The organism is Rhodococcus sp. ACS1, assembly GCF_002300155.1.
Classification (GTDB): domain Bacteria; phylum Actinomycetota; class Actinomycetes; order Mycobacteriales; family Mycobacteriaceae; genus Rhodococcus_F; species Rhodococcus_F koreensis.
In genome coordinates this window covers 452,501-467,101 of the sequence record NZ_NSDZ01000006.1, presented here as the reverse complement: position 1 = coordinate 467,101, position 14,601 = coordinate 452,501, and the positions used below count along the sequence as shown (strand labels likewise).

At 66.4% G+C, this 14,601-nt stretch carries 16 protein-coding genes and 2 pseudogenes; 12 read left to right on the top strand and 6 right to left on the bottom strand.

Translation table 11 applies throughout. The features are described 5' to 3' along the window. Nucleotides 1–143: 143 nt before the first annotated feature. Nucleotides 144–1,031, bottom strand: a complete 888-nt coding sequence (locus tag CJ179_RS30725) for an AraC family transcriptional regulator (protein WP_095863925.1) — start codon at nucleotides 1,029–1,031, stop codon at nucleotides 144–146. 134 nt (nucleotides 1,032–1,165) lie between these two features. Next, a complete protein-coding gene (locus CJ179_RS30720; RefSeq protein WP_095864040.1) occupies nucleotides 1,166–1,924 on the bottom strand; it encodes an SDR family NAD(P)-dependent oxidoreductase in 759 nt (252 codons plus the stop codon). Between the two features lie 210 nt (nucleotides 1,925–2,134). Between CJ179_RS30720 and CJ179_RS30715 the strand changes: the two genes are divergently transcribed. The 4 genes from CJ179_RS30715 to CJ179_RS30695 all read left to right on the top strand — a co-directional run bounded on the left by CJ179_RS30715 (nucleotide 2,135) and on the right by CJ179_RS30695 (nucleotide 6,434). Next, a complete protein-coding gene (locus CJ179_RS30715; protein WP_218834846.1) occupies nucleotides 2,135–3,511 on the top strand; it encodes an alpha/beta hydrolase fold domain-containing protein in 1,377 nt (458 codons plus the stop codon). Nucleotides 3,512–3,794: 283 nt separating this feature from the next. After that, a complete protein-coding gene (locus tag CJ179_RS51475; protein ID WP_218834845.1) occupies nucleotides 3,795–4,682 on the top strand; it encodes a hypothetical protein in 888 nt (295 codons plus the stop codon). Nucleotides 4,683–5,367: 685 nt separating this feature from the next. Further along, complete coding sequence (locus tag CJ179_RS30700; RefSeq protein WP_179377703.1) at nucleotides 5,368–5,853, top strand: serine/threonine protein kinase; 486 nt, start codon at nucleotides 5,368–5,370, stop codon at nucleotides 5,851–5,853. Between the two features lie 323 nt (nucleotides 5,854–6,176). Beyond that, complete coding sequence (locus CJ179_RS30695) at nucleotides 6,177–6,434, top strand: three-helix bundle dimerization domain-containing protein (RefSeq protein ID WP_095863923.1); 258 nt, start codon at nucleotides 6,177–6,179, stop codon at nucleotides 6,432–6,434. A gap of 597 nt (nucleotides 6,435–7,031) precedes the next feature. Here CJ179_RS30695 and CJ179_RS30690 read toward each other — a convergent pair. After that, complete coding sequence (locus CJ179_RS30690; protein ID WP_095863922.1) at nucleotides 7,032–8,051, bottom strand: zinc-dependent alcohol dehydrogenase family protein; 1,020 nt, start codon at nucleotides 8,049–8,051, stop codon at nucleotides 7,032–7,034. A 348-nt stretch (nucleotides 8,052–8,399) separates the two neighbouring features. Beyond that, on the bottom strand, nucleotides 8,400–8,663 hold the full coding sequence (locus CJ179_RS30685) for a hypothetical protein (protein WP_095863921.1): 264 nt from the start codon (nucleotides 8,661–8,663) through the stop codon (nucleotides 8,400–8,402). A gap of 578 nt (nucleotides 8,664–9,241) precedes the next feature. On the opposite strand from CJ179_RS30685, the pseudogene CJ179_RS52945 reads away from it, so the two are divergent. Next, nucleotides 9,242–9,433 (top strand): annotated as a pseudogene (locus tag CJ179_RS52945) (transcription antitermination regulator); the annotation flags it as partial. A gap of 7 nt (nucleotides 9,434–9,440) precedes the next feature. On the opposite strand, the gene CJ179_RS30670 reads toward CJ179_RS52945, so the two are convergent. Together CJ179_RS30670 and CJ179_RS30665 are read right to left on the bottom strand one after the other, a co-directional pair. After that, a complete protein-coding gene (locus CJ179_RS30670) occupies nucleotides 9,441–10,901 on the bottom strand; it encodes a CYTH and CHAD domain-containing protein (protein WP_095863919.1) in 1,461 nt (486 codons plus the stop codon). A 15-nt stretch (nucleotides 10,902–10,916) separates the two neighbouring features. After that, a pseudogene (locus CJ179_RS30665) lies at nucleotides 10,917–11,440 on the bottom strand (DUF6328 family protein). Between the two features lie 146 nt (nucleotides 11,441–11,586). On the opposite strand from CJ179_RS30665, the gene CJ179_RS30660 reads away from it, so the two are divergent. The 7 genes from CJ179_RS30660 to CJ179_RS30630 all read left to right on the top strand — a co-directional run bounded on the left by CJ179_RS30660 (nucleotide 11,587) and on the right by CJ179_RS30630 (nucleotide 14,386). Then, entirely contained in the window at nucleotides 11,587–11,790 is a 204-nt protein-coding gene (locus CJ179_RS30660; protein ID WP_095863918.1) for a three-helix bundle dimerization domain-containing protein, read from the top strand. Nucleotides 11,791–11,938: 148 nt separating this feature from the next. Then, a complete protein-coding gene (locus tag CJ179_RS30655) occupies nucleotides 11,939–12,262 on the top strand; it encodes an ANTAR domain-containing protein (protein WP_179377692.1) in 324 nt (107 codons plus the stop codon). A 10-nt stretch (nucleotides 12,263–12,272) separates the two neighbouring features. Beyond that, nucleotides 12,273–12,512 (top strand): hypothetical protein, encoded by a 240-nt coding sequence (locus CJ179_RS30650; protein WP_143548927.1) that lies wholly within the window; start codon nucleotides 12,273–12,275, stop codon nucleotides 12,510–12,512. Nucleotides 12,513–12,687: 175 nt separating this feature from the next. Further along, nucleotides 12,688–13,086, top strand: a complete 399-nt coding sequence (locus tag CJ179_RS30645; RefSeq protein WP_306454256.1) for a histidine phosphatase family protein — start codon at nucleotides 12,688–12,690, stop codon at nucleotides 13,084–13,086. A gap of 150 nt (nucleotides 13,087–13,236) precedes the next feature. Beyond that, complete coding sequence (locus tag CJ179_RS30640) at nucleotides 13,237–13,560, top strand: hypothetical protein (RefSeq protein WP_095863916.1); 324 nt, start codon at nucleotides 13,237–13,239, stop codon at nucleotides 13,558–13,560. Between the two features lie 112 nt (nucleotides 13,561–13,672). After that, entirely contained in the window at nucleotides 13,673–13,858 is a 186-nt protein-coding gene (locus tag CJ179_RS30635) for a glyoxalase (RefSeq protein WP_095863915.1), read from the top strand. A gap of 60 nt (nucleotides 13,859–13,918) precedes the next feature. After that, complete coding sequence (locus CJ179_RS30630; RefSeq protein ID WP_095863914.1) at nucleotides 13,919–14,386, top strand: hypothetical protein; 468 nt, start codon at nucleotides 13,919–13,921, stop codon at nucleotides 14,384–14,386. Nucleotides 14,387–14,601 lie beyond the last annotated feature (215 nt).

Sequence of the window (14,601 nt, the reverse complement as noted above, 5' to 3'; positions counted from 1 at the left end):
GAGACCGGGTGGCGGCGCAGATCGGGATCGATCCGACCACGGCGACTCCGCTGGTCGTGTGCAGTGCTGATTACCGCGGTGATCGTTGCCATCCTCCCGTCGATTTTTGACGCCGGCCGCTGAGGGACCAGTCGCGTGCCAGGTCAGGCTGTAGCCTCACCTTCCTGACGCATTCTCAGTGCGTCGACACTCGGCGCAACACCGAACTCGCGACGGTACTCCCGGCTGAACTGAGAAGCACTGCTGTAACCAACGGAATGTGCTACTGCCGCAATGTCGTGCGGACGTTTGAACAGTTGAAGTCGTGCTTCTTGGAGGCGAATTCGCTTCTGGTACTGAATTGGGCTCATCGCGGTAACCGCGCGGAACTGCTTGTGGAACGACGAGATGCCCATCCCGCTCAGCTGCGCCAATTCCTCGACCTGGATCGGTTCGAATGCGTTGGAACGCAGGTGCCGGATAGCACGACCGATATAGGTCAGGCTGCTGTCCCTGAGGCCGATCTGGCGCACCGTTGGTCCGGCAGGGCCGGACAGGACACGCCACAGGATCTCGCGCTCGAGAAGTGGTGCGAGGACTGGTGCGTCGACCGGCCGTTCTATCAGAGCCAGCAGTCGAGCGACCGCGACGAGCATTTCCGAGGTCGCCGGATTGATCGAGATGCCGGGGGGCGGGGGCTTCAGTATCCCGGGGAGGCCCGAGGCCGCCTCCACAAGTAGTTCGGCGATCGACGACGAACGAAGTTCGAGTGCAAAACCGAGGTAGGGCTCGGCACGGGAAGCTCGAACGTAGTCGCCCGTTATCGGGAGATCGACCGCAACGGTCATGAAGGTCCCCGGTACCTGGTCATACACTCTGTCGGCGAGCGCGATTCGCTTCGCACCCTGCATCGAGAACGCGAGAATTGGCTCGGCGATCGACGGAGTTGGTTTTGTGGGGTCGGTGATTCTGTTGATCCGGACGCCGGGCAGCCCTAGGTTTTCTTTGTGCGCGTGAGCGGTGATCAGTCTGCGGATCTCTTCGATACTCACGTGATGTTCCTGTTCTCGAAATCCCTGCTGAACCGATCATATGACGTTCGAAGTCGGCGCCAGGGCAGTTGGCGTTCTGGAGTCAACCGCGCCTGGCGGTGGTTCCTCATGGGCTTTCGGGTCCGGAAGAGGCTTTAGAGCCGCTCGCCGCCGGACACCTCGAGCACCTGCCCGGTGATCCACGCAGCTGCATCACTCAGCAGGAACGCGATGACCTTTGCGATATCCTCGGGCTCACCGACCCGGCCCAGAGCGAACGCGTGGCTGATGGCCGGAAGCATTTCGGGCATCTTCGTGAAGGCGTCGTCGGCAATTCGTGTCCTCGTAGTTCCCGGCGCGACGCTGTTGACGCGGATTCCGCGCTCAGCGAGCTCTTTTGCCCAGAATGCGGTAACGGTGTGTATCGCGCCCTTCTGCGCGGCGTAGGCGGAGTAGCCCGGGTTCACTCGGTTGGGGAGCGCCGCGGTGCTGCCGGTGTTGACGATCGCTCCGCCATCAGCGAGCACTGGAAGAAGTTTCTGCGTCAGGAAATACGGGCCTTTGAACAACACGTTGTGGAAGTGGTCGAAAGTTTCCTCGGTGATGTCGGCGAACATCGCGGGACCACCCACGCCCGCATTGTTGACCAGGTAGTTCACCTCGGAAGCATCCCAGCGGGACGCCACCTCGACCTTCACATGGGCGACGAATTCGTCGATGCTGGATATGGCGGCGAGGTCCAGCGGGAGCGCGACCGCGGAGCCACCCTCGGCGGCGATCTTCGCGACGGTCTCCTCGCCCTCGCTCTTGTGGGACCGGTAGGTCGTGATGACACCGAGGCCTTGCTTGGCAAGTTGTCGGGCCGTGGCCTGGCCGATGCCGGCGCTGGAACCGGTGACGAGTGCGATCTGCATGTAAACCACCTCTTCGATTGCCGAGTGTGCTCGGTTGATTTCCATTCAAGGAGACCGAACTCCGTCGCTGTAGACCGTTGCGCTCCGATGCTTGCCTATTCCTCTGCGGCGTGGGCGAAACGAGGCGCCCGACACAACTGTCGTAACAATGGGCAAGAGGTGGAGAGCATCGGTCTACGAATTTTCTCGATGCGCTGGCTTGATTGAGTCATGAACGCAAACTACGGATTTACCTGCACGATGACCGCAAAGCCGGGCATGGGAGACCAACTGGTCGAGCTCCTGCTCACGGGCCTCGACGAGGGCAACCCGGCCGCCACGGAATGGTGCGTTCTGTATCTGGTGAGCCGCTCGGCCGCCAACCCTGACGTCGTCACGGTCCAGGAGGGCTGGACGACCGAGGAGGACCACCACCGGATCTTCGCCGGAGAGGCAGCTCAGGGAATCGTCGCACAGTTCGCCGACATCCTGGCCGGCGAGCCGACCTACGGCGACCTCATCCCCGTCCGAGGCAAGGCCGACTACCAAAAATTCTCCGCGCCTTCCGAACTCAACAGCACCAACGCGGGTCAACCCGCACCCCAGGAACCAGACTTGACCTTCCCCCACCCTCCCCTCGACCCCGAACTCCAGGATCTTCTCTTCTCCATGCCGGAAACACCGCCGCCGGACAAGCAGACCCTCGAAATGATCCGCCCCTACGCGACCCTTCCCGCCGAAACCGCCATCGCCAGTCATCTCCCCGTCGACCGTCAGGAAATCTCGATCGCGAGCTTCGACGGCACCCAGATCCCGGTCACCATCCTCAGACCTATCGGCATCGATCTCACCGACGGCAACGCACCCTGCGTCTACTGGCTCCACGGCGGCGGAATGATCATGGGCGACCGCTACTCCCAGATCGACATTCCGCTCGATTGGCTCACCAGGTTCGGCGCGGTCGTCGTCTCCGTCGACTACCGCCTGGCACCCGAGTTCTCCGGCACGACGCTCGTCGAGGACTGCTACACGGGCCTGATCTGGACCGCAGATTACGCCACCGATCTCGGTATCGACCTGAGCAAGCTCGTGATCGCCGGTACCAGCGCCGGGGGCGGACTTGCCGCCGGCACTGCCCTGCTCACCCGCGAACGCAAGGGTCCCGCCATCGCCGCCCAGGTTCTGATCGGCCCGATGCTCGACCATCGAAACAACACCGCCTCGAGCCACCAGTTCGACGGACCTGTCATCTGGTCGCGCGACGCGAACGCTTTCGCCTGGCACTCAGTGCTCGCGGATATCGGCGACGGGCCTGTCCCGAGTTGCGTCTCGCCGGCTATCGCAGACGACCTCTCCGACCTCCCGACCACCTACATCGACGCGGGCTCGGCTGAGGTCTTCCGAGACGAGGCCGTCACCTACGCCACACGAATCTTGGCCGCCGGCGGCCAAGCCGATCTGCACGTCTGGGCCGGCGGATTCCACGGCTTCGACGCACTCTTCCCGCACGCCGCGCTCTCCCAGATCGCCCGGCAGACCCGCAGCGATTGGCTCGGTCGTGTCCTTGCCGGCGCCGCTACGCACAGCCCCACCGCAACCGACAGGTAGGCACCGCAGAGACAACCCAGCGTGAGCCGCTGCAGACAAGCGCAGCGCCTCACGCTGCAAACGCCTGGTCATCGACAATCACCGAGTCGCCGCGACCACGCCATCGTCGGCCCCGCCCAGCGGGGCCTGAAGAACCCCCGCCACCTGGAGCACCATGAAATCCACCACGCGGAGCCAGATCGTCATCACCGGCCCACGGTCCTCAGTGTCCGAGCTGGTCGTGGCCCTCGAGTCCGAAGAGTTGGGACGCACACCCTGCACGCCGCCGCTTCCCATCGACACAGTGACCGCCCCGAAACAGCGAACATGCCTGACCCCGTCCGGCACTGCCCCGCAGGTCGAGGCAGAACCACCAAGGGTCACGGGACCAACGCTGACAACGACCGAGACCGGCCTCGAAGTCCGCTACACCGTGGAAGCCGACGGCAGCTCCGCGCGAGCGGTGGAGGCCCTTGCCACACAGGTCCCCGAGCTGACTGTAATCCTGGCTGAACAGCAGGAGACCGACCTCACCGAACTCACCGCCTACCGCGGCGGACGACGCATCGCCGCGGTAGACTGCGCATGCAACGGGATCGTCGTTCTGCCGTCACGGCACCAGCTCACGCTCCAGGAGTGCATCGTCCAGGCAAGCGAACGTGCGCTCGTGACCGGAAGCCTCCTGCCATTCGCAGTGTTGGACGACGTTCGCGGCAACGGCACCCTTCGTCACGACGCCGGCGCCTGGAACGCGACAGTCATCGACTGCACCGACGGCACGACACTTACACTGGCGCAGCCGGACCCGGAGGTATGGACCGCACGGATGGTCCTTACCGACGCGCGTGCACTCGCCGATCTCCTCCCGCTTCAGGCGGCCGAGGAATCCCCGATCGACACCCTGTCAGCGGTCTTCGATGACCTCCTGCCTTACGCGCTTTTCGCCAGAGACGCCTACCAGCTGCGCGACATTGCAGTGCTCGCCTGCGCGTGGGCTACTGGCCGCAGCGTTGATGCCGAAGTCGAAGAAGCGGTCGCGGAACTTTGCCGGCGACTTCCCGTTCGAGCCGTCGCGGAGGCCGCGATCGGATCGGATGAAGAAACACCTGCTCGTGAGGCACTCATCCAGACTCTGAACCGCTTGAGCACCGACCAATGTGGTCTGCGCGTCGTTGGGGGTTCGGCGTCATGACTTCCGGCAGGGCAGCTGGCCACCGCAGCACCGCGAGCTTGACCGACGCAGAGATATTCGTACGCGAGACGATCCGCCAGTGGAACACGGTCGGTGCTGTCGCTCCGAACAGTGCCACACTGGCCCATGCACTCCAGGTCGGCAGGGTGGGCACTCCCCCGCAGCGACAGCGCCATCAGTTGCAGTGCCGCCACCTCCGTCCGTCGACCGGGCAGCGCTGCTACCTCGTCCCGATCGAGGGTGAGCCCACCCCTCGTCAACCAGAAAGGACCGCGACTCGTCGACGACGAAACGCAATGCTGTGGAATCGATTTCGCCCAGCTCCTCTCGTACTCGCATCCGGCTCAGCGGCAGTCCGGTGCGCGTGGTCGACCCGCCCGGACTGCCTGGCGCCCGTCGCACAGTCAAACGTTCTCCGGTGAGCGCCTCCACCACGCCGGCAAGATCGTCCGAGGACAGATGACCGTTCGACGCGCCCGCACCGTCCTCATTCGAGGTTTCCTCGCCGGTCTCCTTCATCGGATACCAACTCCCCGTCGAATTCTTTTGACAGCACAAAGTATATAGATGAACCGCGGGTCACCGCCGAATCACCGAGCACGGTGAACGACAGTGCTACCCCGCGTAAACCGGGTCTTACCAGGGGTGTTTGCGGCGACCGTGGTGGAGGTGCACCATCGGGGTGGTGCGCAGACTCCGCTGGCCCGCGACCGCACCCCCGCCCTGCGGCGGTGTCCAGGTGCACGGTCGCCTGCAACTGTCCGCGGACACCCACCTGACCCTGAACCTGTCGCGGATCATCGCATATCCCTCCGGTCTCGCGGTGCACCTGACCCTGACCGCGACGGGCCACCCAGCCGAACGGGCCCAGCACGAAACCCGGCCACTCACCGACCCCGCGGACCCATCGGCGCAGTGGTCGTATCTGGATGTGTGGGCCGGGACGGACTACCTCGCGGTCGCCGACCCGTACCTGCACCACCCGGATCGGCAGGAGTCCACCGCGGGGACATGCCGGTACCGGACCCAGCCGATGTACTGGCTCCCGGTCTCGCCACCGGCACCGAGGGTGGCCCTGACCGCCGAATGGCCACGGATCGGCCTCCCCGCAAGCGTGACCACCGTGGCACTGTCCCCGGCCGAACACACCCCAACACCCCGCCGCAGGTGAGGTCCGGATGAGTCCGGGCCAGTTCCGATCGACACCCCGGAGCTCCGGATAGCGTGCCGTGAGCCGGGCGACCGGGTGGTGAGCCTCGGAAAGTTGCTCACACAGGGCGCCCTCCTCCGGCCAGAGGCGCGCACCCAGACGGTCCGAAAATCCGGGATCAACCGAGACGGCGACGCTGCGATCCAGCGACACATCGCCGCAGCCCACCGACCGACACGTCAACCCGACAACCCACGGGCTCGGCGCCGACGGCCAGCCCGTTCCACCAGATGGACCCGTGAGAAACAGCCCGACGGGGAGAGCGCAGGAGGACAGTTTTCGTCATGGACGTCACCGAAAGGCAGCATCTCGACGCGGTGCGCGCACAACTGGTCCGGCGGTATCAGTTCCTCGACCCGCAGCTAGTCGACGAGAAGGTCAACACCGCTTATCACCGGTTCGACGGATGCCGGATCCGGGACTTCGTCCCCCTGCTGGTCGAACGCGCCGCCAGCAGATCACTCGACGCGGCCATCGCGGCTGGGGCAACAACACCCGCCACGGTGCCCGCGGCGGCCCCGATTGAGCACCACATGGTCTAGGCAGCTCCGGCCGGTGTGGACACGACGGGCACGGCGCGCTCACAGGTGATCGTCGCGCTTGTGTTCGGCGAGGAGGGATCCTCCCGCCTTCCGCCGACGGGAAGACCGCCAAGGCAGCTGTGTGAATCGTGGACCGCGACCGGGAGCTCAGCAGCGTTGCTCCGACTCCCCGCACTGACCGAGTTCCCCATCTCGGGAACGACGGATGACCGGGTGCGATCGAGTCCGTGTTCGGGGCGGCCGCTGAAACGGAGCCCGCCACTCGCGGAGGCAGGTGGCGGGCTCCTCGCACGGCCTCGCTGGGCCGGTGGTGTGATCCACGGGAACAACCGGGCGATCACCGTGCCGGGCTGATCGCCGTACCCACGGTATCGGCACAACATGGCGTCACGGCGGCGGGAGGATGGCCGGCGAGTGTCGACACGCTGATCCGGGCGGTGCCGCCGCCAGCGTGCGGTGCACCGGATGGCGCGGAGTCCTTGCCCGCGCTGGATGTTGTCCAAGACAGTTCTCGATGAGTGCGGTTCGACTCGGCAGAACATCCGCGAGGGTCGGGCCGATCACTGCTGGGCGCATCCTCGTCCGCACCAGTGACTCCTAGTGTTCGAATACCAGCAGCGGTTTGCCCCCGTGTGCGGGAGCTTCGGCCAAATAGACGGCTTCACTGAACTTTCCGACGGGGATCGGCTGACCCTCGGGCACGCGCAACGCGCCGCTGTCGACGAGCTGAAGTGTCCGGGCGATCGTTGCGGCCATCCGATCCTTCGGGGTCTCGGTGAACCAGCGCAGCAGCCAGAACCCCCGAACGGTCTTGGTTTCGTAGATCAGTGACCGCGCGAAGATGGGGATGGTGAGTTTGTCGGGATCGGTTTGCCGGTGCGTGGACAGCGCCCCGAAGACGATCAGCTCACCGTGCGGTACCAGCGCACGCGAGACGTCCGCACCGACCTGACCGCCGACGCAGTCGATCGCCTTGGACACGCCGTCGTGGCCGGCGATGTCGGTCACCCGGTCGCGCAGGTCCTCATCCTCGGTGCAGATCACCGCGGTGCCCCCCAGCGCGAGGATGTCCGCGACAGCGGATCGACGGCGGACCACGTTGAGGGTCTTGAAGCCGACGTGCGCTCCGAGTTGGATGACCGACTGGCCCACGGTGGAACCGGCTGCGGTCTGCAGGAGCCATTCACCCGGTCGAACATCGAGTTCGTCACCGGTCAAGATCACGGCGGTGAGCGGATTGGCGAGGATCTGGGCGGCCGTGGAATCGCTCATGCCGGCGGGAACAGCCAACACGCTCTCGGCATCGGCAACGACATACTCCTGCCAGGTGCCCGTGACTCCGATCGTGATGACGCGTTGCCCGACGGTCAGACCGTCTGTGCCGCTGCCGAGTTCGTCGATCACGCCGACGGATTCGATTCCGGGCACTTCGGGGAACTGCGGGGTGAATCCGTATCTGCCGCGGATGGTGTGCAGGTCGCTGGCATGGACTGGGACCGCTGTCACCCGGATCCGGACCTCGCCGGGACCGGGCTCAGGAATCGGGCGGGTCTGCAGGTGCAGGACCTCGGACGGTTCGCCTAACGTGTCGGCGACGACAGACTGCATGGTTGTCATCTTCCTGGCGCTCCTTCGATCGGATCCAGATCTCACACGGCTTGCGTGTGCATCGCGTCGGCCTCGCCCCTTGTCGGCGAAGATTCGAATCGGCGCGACCCACTTCCAGCGCTACCAGATCTCATGCTGCCACCGCGGCCCAGTTGTCGGGGTCTAGATCCCCGGCGGGACCGCCCCGCGCCCTATGCCATCGATGAGGGCCAGACGCGCCGCGCGCTGGCCGAGACAGTGGTCGCATCTCCCCGCGAGGTGACCGGCGGTGCACCACAGGCCTTGCCGCAAACCCGGGACCGGCGGCACCGGCGTCGGGCCGGCCGGTCACCTGTACTACTGTTCGGCCGCCATGCCTTATTTCACGCCCGGAGATTCCGGTGACGGATCGACGGTCAGGTCATCGGTGTCGACGAACACCAGTCGCCCGTCGTCGAGGGCGACCGCCCACCGGTGCACCGGCGCCCAGTCGTGGCCCCGGTCCTGCGAATGAATCAGGTCGGCGTAGTCCTCGACGACCGCACCGGTCGCCGCCGTCTCCGACGGCCTGCGGACCAGGACCCGGGCACCGACGCGCAACGCATCTCCGAGTTCCGGTGTCTTCTCGCTCATCTCGGTCATGCGCTCCCACCTTCTATTCAGCTGCCGCTCCCAGAGCATAAACAGCCGCCTTCCAGTTCGTCACCGGGATGTGACGACCGTCCCGAGATCGTGAGTCGTCGAGTCCGGTGGCACGGCGGGCGGTCGCTGGCCTCGCATCTTCCGCCCGATCGTCACGGCTTCGCCGACCACAAACGCGACCGGAACGGCGACCAGCATCGATGTGAGAGCGATGCCGGCATCGACAGCCAACCGGAGGACCCCGACACCACTGGCAACGAGCTCTCGGAATCTCATATCTCTGACCGCCTTCCCGGCGGGTATTCGTACGCCGGAGGTTCCGGCACTTTGCCAGAACATTACTGAGGTCGCAGCTTCTTGACAAAACTCCCGCCACCGCCAGAACGTCGGGGTGCCCACCCTGTGTGTGCCTCTCGACCTCAGAATGGGCGCCACCAGCACACAGTCGAATGCCACGACTGCCCATCCGGTCGGCCCTGCGACCAAAGGGATTCGCCCCTTCGCCGCGCAGCCAAGGGTGCCGGGTCCGGCCATCCGGCCCACGCAACTCTCCGGCTATCGATGCGCTGGAAGTGGGCGTGGATTCAGAGCAGGTGTTCGGTGGCGGCGAACCGCAGCGGGTGGGAAACCTCCAGTTCTTCCTGGTTGGACAGCGGTGGGAATGGTCCGACGCCGTGGCCCACATGCACGGCTACCGGCCCGGCGAGGTCACCCCGACCACCGAACTGCCGCTCCGACGCCGATGTGTACGGCCTGGAGAGTCACCGCGCGAGCGGATTAGCTGGTAAGACGCGCGGCATCCGCCCGCGCCCGCTGGGCCGCCTGCAGTTCGAGTCCGTACAGCAGTCCGAACGCGAACCCGTTCTCGCCCGGCGTGGTTCCGGCGCGTGCACCCAGGGTGCGGAGTGTCTCGGTGGCCACGACGGAATCCTGGTGCTCGCCCAGCACCTGCTGGATCTCTTTGTACTTGCCGGCCTTCTTCTTGGACTTCTTCTTCCCGAGGACCGGTCTCGCCAGCTCGGCGGCGTAGCGGGCCCGCTTGGCGGCCTTGCGCGCCCGATGCAGCGCCGCGTCGTCGGTGTCGGCGACCGCGGCGGTCAGTCTCGTGTTCGCCTTACGCCCGGCCTTGCGTGTCGCCTTCCGGACGGAACGAGAATCGGCCGGCGCGGTGAACGGCGGGTCGGTGCGCCACCGCGCCAAGGTGGCCATCAGGGCCCGGTAGCGGTCGCCGTCGAGGGCCTCCATCGCTTTTGCGAGGTGGCGGTGTTGCTCGGCGAGCAGATCACCCTCGATGCGGGCGGCGACCGGTCCCATCACCAGCTCGCTCGGCAGGGCGGCCACCTTCTCCGCGAACCGTTCCCGCTGCACCTGCCGGTCCCGCACCTCACCGAGCACACCGGCGTACCAGGACAATTCGGCATCCAGCGTGGTGCGCGCCTCGGTGTCGAAGAGGTTCTTGAACACCCGTAGGGTGCTGCGGAACCGTCGGATGCCCACCCGGGTGGAATGGATCGGGTCCAGCCCGCGGCGCAGCCACACGTCACCGGCGACGATCGCCTGGACCTGGGCGTCGAGGTACTCGGTCAGTGCCCGTTCCGCCGTGCCGCTCGTGTCGGCGCCGGGTGGGTGGGTGCCGGCGAGCGCCCGGCCGAGCTTCGACGCATGCGGCGACGGCCGGGCACCGGCCTTGGCGAGACGTTTGCCGACCTTGGTCAGCACCATCGCCTGCCGGGACTTATCGCCGCCCTCACCGAGTTCGACTTCCACTTCCCGCCACTCGCTGACCACGGCGACGTCCCCGGCGACGGTGGCCTGCACCAGGTCGTCGGCCACCTCCGCGAGCAACTGCTGATCCCGGTCGTACAGGCGGTGGGTGCGCCGGACGGTCGAGAGCGCCGCCACCTGGTGCAGGGGTTTGCCCAGGCCGATGCCGCGGACCAGGGTGGCCAGCTCGTCGGGAACAGTGTCCCCCTCGCCGGGCGGCAGGGACAGCTCGGTGCGGGCCTTGCCGGCGGGCACCTTCAACTGCCACCCGGTGTCGGTGTCCCCGGTGCGGCGGCGCAGGGTGAGGTGCTGGCGGAGCAGATCCCGCTCGGCGGTGTCGTAGTAGACACTGGTCAGGTTCACCGAACCGGTGTCGATCCGGCCACCGGCCGGGATCACCCCTTCGAGATCCGGCAGCGTGAAATCCTGGGCCACGTCGTACTTGTCTTCCCGCTCACGCTGCGTCGACACCATGAGTCCAGTCTGCCCTCACACCGATTCGTGTGGTTGCCGATCTCCGGTAGAGCGCCGGGCGAGCAGCGACGGCAGGATCCAGAACCCGAAGAACATCAGCATCGCCACCGCGGTCGCGATGATCCCACTGCGCATGTCGACCACGAAGCTGAAGATCAGCAGCACCACGCCGACGAGGGCGAGGCCCAGGACGGCGATGCCGCCGATCGCCAGTCGCTGTCCGGTCGCGACGAGGGTCGGGAGGGCATGCTGCCGGAACAGCAGTCGGTGGATGCCGACCGGCGCGACCAGCGTCATCGTCGTGGTGACCGACAGGGCGACGGTGGCGAGGTAGATCACCTCCTGGGCGTCGACAGCTCCTCGAAACGCTGCTGGAACGGCAGCGTCAGCAGGAAGCCGGTCAGGAGTTGCACACTCGTCTGCACCACCCGCAACTCCTGCAGCAGGTTGCTCCAGTTGCGGTCGAGTCGCTGGGTTTCGGTTTCGTCGCGGACCCGGCGGTTCCATGCGGCGTCGTCCCGACCCTCTGCGCTGTCCATGCCCAGGCAGTACCCGATTTTCGGAATGATGAACGTGGAACGACTACCGCCGGGCAGCGGACGACACTCTCGCCCGGAGATATGTTGATCACAGACCCCCGGTGCTGGATTGACCTGGGAGGTCGTGGGCAAGAACAATTCGTAGTATGAATTCCGCGGAAGAGGCACGCCAGGTCTCGCAGGTCACCACACGGCTGCTCACGAAGTTCCCGACCGCCTCGCCGGAGGTGGTGGAAACCGCTGTGGAAGAAGCCGTCGCGCACTTCAAGGGCGGTCGCATCCGGGATTTCGTTCCGTTGCTCATCGAGCGCACCGCGACCGCCAAGCTTGCCACCCTGATCGAGAGGTAACCGCCGAGGCACGGCGGGATGCTTCCGACACTGCGCAGGCGGACCTTTCCGGTGAGGTGTGAATGCCACCGTGCTCGGGTACGCCAACTTCGATTGACCAGCTCGATCGTTCGTCGGGAAGTGCCGCCACCTCGGGGAGGTGATGCCCATGACGTCGGTGCCCGAACCTCACCCGAGCACCGGGCATGCCGGGGTGGGTGTCCAGCATGCGAGGGATGGGCGGGAGACGCTGTCGGTGGCGGAAGGCATCCTGATCGCATTACGCCGTTGCAGCCCGACCGAGGCATTCGACGAACTGCTCCGGGTCGCGCACCGTCATCATCTCAGTGTGCTGACTGTCGCCCATGCTCTGGTGGATCTCGCCATCGGGGCCCGCCCACCTCTGGGATCCCCGGAACGGCACGCGGACGCCTCCGGAGCGTTGGCCGAGTGGGAGTCACGTCTCGCGCATCGGCCAGGGTCTTCGCGGTAAGTCGATCACTTTGCTGACCGTGGAGGCGGCGCTGCTCGGCCAGGATCACCGCGCACAGCAACAGATAGACCGCGGGAACGATCAGGACGACGGCGACGAGGACGACGAGGACGACGACAACAGCCAGCACTTCCACGGCAACTCCCCAGGCCGACAAGTGAACTGCGACGGCACCACCCCCGAGCAGCGCGGCAGCCACAGCATGTCCACCGTATGCCGCCGGGGCGACCTGGCCGCAACCGGTCGGTGAACATCGCCGGAGTCCGTCACACCGGGCGCCCCGTCGCACCCCACATCCCGGCATTGCGAATCGTCACGATCCGTCTCATCCCGGCGCCTGAGCTGGCCCGCGCACACCCACTCGTGAGGGAAGGCCCTGCAATGTTCGTCCTGCTTCGGCACGCCCACGCGATAGCGAAGCAGAGCTGGAGTGGGCCCGACGCCCAACGACCTCAGCCAGGAACAGGCCGAGGGGGCTCGTCGACACCCTCACCGGAGTCGAGCTGCGCGTCCTGTATTGCAGCCCGACCACCCGCTGCCTTGACACCCTCGCGCCCCTGGCTGCCGCCCACGGCCTTCCCATCCACGAGCACCCGCTGCTCGCCCCTGACGCCGCGGCCGAAGTTCTGCGCGCCGCCCTCGAAAGCATCGACCTCACCGGCACCCTGTGGTGCACCCACGGCGAGACCCTCACCGCGCTCGCCGCATGCACCCGCACCGACGGCACCCGTCCATTTCCCATCGGCGACACCGCAAAGGGCGGGGCCTGGCTGCTCAATGCCCACACCTCGCTGCGGTACATCGACCCCGATCCGCCTCAATAGCTCCGACGGTGGCACGCAGCCGCCGCGTCAGTGACGCGCATCACATCAGATCTGGGGGTGGTCGGCGTAACGTTCCCGGCCCTTCCGGACACCGTTCGAATAGCCGCAGACGCTGGGCCCGCGGCATCCGAACTAGGACCACCGATCAGCATGAGCACCACACAGCTTCACCCGATCACCCGTTCCGCCACCAGCACCTCCTCCTGGAAGCGCCTGGCTACCGTCGCCGCCGCGACCATCGCAGTCGGCCTCGTCCCCATCGCCGCCGCGAACGCCACCACCGCCGCACCGGCCCCCGCGCAGCCCGTCGCCGCCGCCGTCACCCACGACAACCCGCTCGACCGCGACAACGACATGCAGCAGCAACGTCAGCACGACCGCCAGCGTGACCAGCGGCAGGACCGGCGCGCCGAAACCACCATCCTCGACCAGATCCTCCTCGACGGCTGGACCAGCAGCAGCACCCAGCTGTAGCGCAGCCGCCCTGTCGCGGGGTGCCAGCGGCGACCAGCTGCTCCCCCACACGGGTCTGACGGCCTCGCATCCGTACGTCACCCCGTTTTCAGAACACGGCAAGAAGGCAATCATGAGCACGACCGACACCACCGCCACCACATTCAGTAGTACCGCCGACCTGACCCGCGCGTTGATTCGCGCGGCGATCGCTCACGGCGAACACGAGAAGCGCACCGGGGCAGAGGATCCGAACTGGCCCGACTGGTACGCCGCCTACATGGTCGCCGAACAGGCCGGAGCGGAGCTGCCCGCCTAACTGCCCTTGACCCCGTCCACCGGTCTACCCCTCACCTGCACAAATTCCAAGGAGAACGCCATGTCCACGATCCACCTCCACCAGACCACCACCGCCACCCCGGAACAATTCCTCGACGCGCTCACCGACTTCGGGCCCGGCCGCCAGGCGTTATTCGGTAACAGCGCCGACGACTACCTGCAGGTGCACGAACTCGGTACCGACCACGCCGATGTCACCGAGGGCTCCGGTGGGGCCTGGGAACGCCTGCACTACGACTGGACCGACCCCCGCCGCATCGTCATGACGACCACCGACTCCAACCTGTGGGGCGAAAAGTCCGGCCACACCTACACCCTCACCCCGATGCCCGACGGGACCACCGACGTCGACGCCGTCGTGGTCCGCGACGGCAAGAATCTCAAAGGACGAGCACTCGGGGCCGTGCTCGGCGTCATCGGCACCCGCGTCCTGGGAAAGCCGTTCGACAACACCGTCAAGGCCATCGAAGCCCGCAACGCCACCCCACGGACCGCGAACAACACCTGAACCCCACGGCCGCGCCGTCGAGCACCGCAACCACGGCGCTCGACGGCGCCCCCGCGTCCGGAAGCCCGTGGAAAGCGAAAGCCGAGCCTGGCTGCGGCCGCGACGGACCCACCGTCACGACGTCAACGAGGGCGGTGTCTTCGCCGACGTTCGCGGCCCCCGCACCGCCGTTCCCGCAGCGAGAAGTCTTCGCTGTCGAGCGCGGGCACGGGTGA

What these genes read in the sequence shown, in the direction of transcription:
- CJ179_RS30695 (WP_095863923.1), top strand. Translation starts at nt 6,177, where the DNA reads ATGGACGTCACCGAAAGGCAGCATCTCGACGCGGTGCGCGCACAACTG.
- CJ179_RS30640 (WP_095863916.1), top strand. Translation starts at nt 13,237, where the DNA reads ATGAGCACCACACAGCTTCACCCGATCACCCGTTCCGCCACCAGCACC.
- CJ179_RS30690 (WP_095863922.1), bottom strand. Translation starts at nt 8,051, where the DNA reads ATGACAACCATGCAGTCTGTCGTCGCCGACACGTTAGGCGAACCGTCC.
- CJ179_RS30655 (WP_179377692.1), top strand. Translation starts at nt 11,939, where the DNA reads ATGACGTCGGTGCCCGAACCTCACCCGAGCACCGGGCATGCCGGGGTG.
- CJ179_RS30670 (WP_095863919.1), bottom strand. Translation starts at nt 10,901, where the DNA reads ATGGTGTCGACGCAGCGTGAGCGGGAAGACAAGTACGACGTGGCCCAG.
- CJ179_RS30685 (WP_095863921.1), bottom strand. Translation starts at nt 8,663, where the DNA reads ATGACCGAGATGAGCGAGAAGACACCGGAACTCGGAGATGCGTTGCGC.
- CJ179_RS30720 (WP_095864040.1), bottom strand. Translation starts at nt 1,924, where the DNA reads ATGCAGATCGCACTCGTCACCGGTTCCAGCGCCGGCATCGGCCAGGCC.
- CJ179_RS30630 (WP_095863914.1), top strand. Translation starts at nt 13,919, where the DNA reads ATGTCCACGATCCACCTCCACCAGACCACCACCGCCACCCCGGAACAA.
- CJ179_RS30715 (WP_218834846.1), top strand. Translation starts at nt 2,135, where the DNA reads ATGAACGCAAACTACGGATTTACCTGCACGATGACCGCAAAGCCGGGC.
- CJ179_RS30635 (WP_095863915.1), top strand. Translation starts at nt 13,673, where the DNA reads ATGAGCACGACCGACACCACCGCCACCACATTCAGTAGTACCGCCGAC.
- CJ179_RS30660 (WP_095863918.1), top strand. Translation starts at nt 11,587, where the DNA reads ATGAATTCCGCGGAAGAGGCACGCCAGGTCTCGCAGGTCACCACACGG.